Below are 2,262 nucleotides of genomic sequence, written 5' to 3' on the forward strand. Positions count from 1 at the left end.
AAACAGAACTTTTTAAAGTCTCTCTGAATTATCGTAAAGTGATATGGGAGCATATAGCTTCTGGCACAAGTGGAAGTGATGATTGGAGAAATGCTTAAGAAAGAGATATAAAATAATATTATATATATTATATATAATAAGCAATTAAGTTTGTTTTTGTATTTATCGTATGAGGCAGAATCTAGCTTGTTTGCAAGTGAAATATAAGCAAGCATTATAAAGTTTCCTTATATATCATCATTAAGAATGAATAATAAAGCATTAATGATATTTAAGTATAGGGAGGTGTTTATAAACTTAAAGTGTCAAGGAATATGCAAAGAGAACAGGAATGGAGATTAAAGGTCATATTCCTCTTAAACACACTCAAAGGGAAAGCCAAAGATTATCTATCATAACAAATAAAAGGAATCTCTAAGGAATAAACGATGACTAATAAGACTTTAAATAATCTAAACAATCACAACACTTCAACTCTTCCAAACAACAATCCCACTCTTACTAATAATCCTTATATTGCATATCAATACTTTTTAAATGCTTCTCTCATAAAGGAATAAACCATGAATAACACTTCAACTCTTCCAAACAAGAACAATCCCACTCATACTCTTCACTCTCATAATCCCAATAATATTCCAAAGACTCCTCTCATCTCTCATAATCCCTCCTCTTCTCTCACACTCACTCTAGATTCTCATCCCTCTCCCCTCTCTTTTACTATTACCAAAGCCACTATCAAAGAAAGCTTAGAATCTCTTTTTCGTATAGAATGTGAAGGATTTATAGAATCTCCAATGCTTGAGATGAAGCATGCCAATAATTCCCTACATCCCAAGAACACTCTCAATACTCTTCATCACCCTAATAACTCTAACTCTCTTAATACTCCTACTCCTCTCTCTCCTAATACCCTAATAGATACATATGCTTCATTGATTATTAATAATCCACATCAAACAATGTTAGACACACAAGTAAGCAATAGCACAAATAATCCAAACAACAAAGATTCTAAAACAATGATATTAGCGAGCAATAATACTTTTACTCCTAAAATCTATCATGGCATTATTGTGGCAGTCAATTATTTAGGGATTCATAATCATAGTGCAAAGAATATTTTAGATGCTCATTTCAATGATAAAGACAATCTAAGTCAAGGTGGAGTAAATGGGAGTAGAGAGAGGAGTATAAGTGATAAGAATAGCAAAGGAAATGATAATAGCAGTGGGGATATAAGTGATAAGCAAAATATTACAGGGAATAATGAGATAAATAATAATCATACGAGCACAATAAATAATCCCAATATTCCTATAAACCCTCTTACATCTTCACAAGATATATCCTCTCATCAATCAAGCTTCAATCTTTCATCTACTCCTTTAGATAATAATACAAACAATCCCTCTACTCTCTCTAAACATTTCTTTAAGCTTACACTCACTTCTCCTCTCTATCGTCTAAGCCTAAATAAGGCAAATAGAATCTATACCAATAAGAGTATTGTAGAAATCATAAAAAGGACATTAGATTTTTATAGAGGCTATATCAATAAAGAGATAATATTCTCTTCTTTGTATAATACTTATCCAAAGGAAGAGTTAATCACTCAATACAATGAGAGTGATTTAGACTTTCTTATGAGATTAGCTCATAATAATGGCATATACTTCTATGAAGATAGCAATCATATATATTTCTGTGATGGAGAGTATTATAGAGATACTAGTAAGGGAGCGAAGGGGGATTTTAGTAGTAAGGGAGATTCTCATTATAATCAAGATTCAAGTGTTCTTACATCACACAATAATCCTCCTCACTCTACCCACTCTTCAATCAATCAATCTAATAATCCCTCCAAATCCTTTGGAGATACTCATACAAATCAAGATTCAAATCATTCATCTTATTTAAGAGATTCTCATTTATCAGATTCTAGTAATAGAGATTCCCATAACATAGCTTTAAGAGAATCTAATGATATAAATAATCCTCCTCACTCTCAAACAATCAAATCTATCCTCTTTAATCCCAATATCGCTAATAATGTCCTGAATACTCCTTGTATCTATGCTCTCTCTAAACCTCAAAGATTACATACACAGAGCTTTACTTACTCAAGCTCTCATGCTTCTTATCCTCATACTATCCATAGAGGCACACTTCATAGGCATGTAAGTATGATAGAACAAAGTAGAGGAGATTCACAAAGAGAATCTCTCTTCAACAATAATCCTTATGCAAACAATCCTGATA

Annotated in this window: 2 protein-coding genes and 1 pseudogene; all 3 read left to right on the forward strand. The window is 32.0% G+C overall.

Annotated elements, in window-relative coordinates; all coding sequences use genetic code 11:
• Positions 1-98 (forward strand): annotated as a pseudogene (locus tag CQA53_RS13665) (type VI secretion system tube protein Hcp); the annotation flags it as partial.
• A gap of 330 nt (positions 99-428) precedes the next feature.
• A complete protein-coding gene (locus tag CQA53_RS13625; RefSeq protein WP_281271191.1) occupies positions 429-560 on the forward strand; it encodes a hypothetical protein in 132 nt (43 codons plus the stop codon).
• Between the two features lie 3 nt (positions 561-563).
• The coding region (locus CQA53_RS10980) for a contractile injection system protein, VgrG/Pvc8 family (protein WP_281271192.1) at positions 564-2,262 on the forward strand (1,699 nt) is incomplete at its 3' end.

It is taken from the genome of Helicobacter didelphidarum, from assembly GCF_003364195.1.
Taxonomy (GTDB): domain Bacteria; phylum Campylobacterota; class Campylobacteria; order Campylobacterales; family Helicobacteraceae; genus Helicobacter_A; species Helicobacter_A didelphidarum.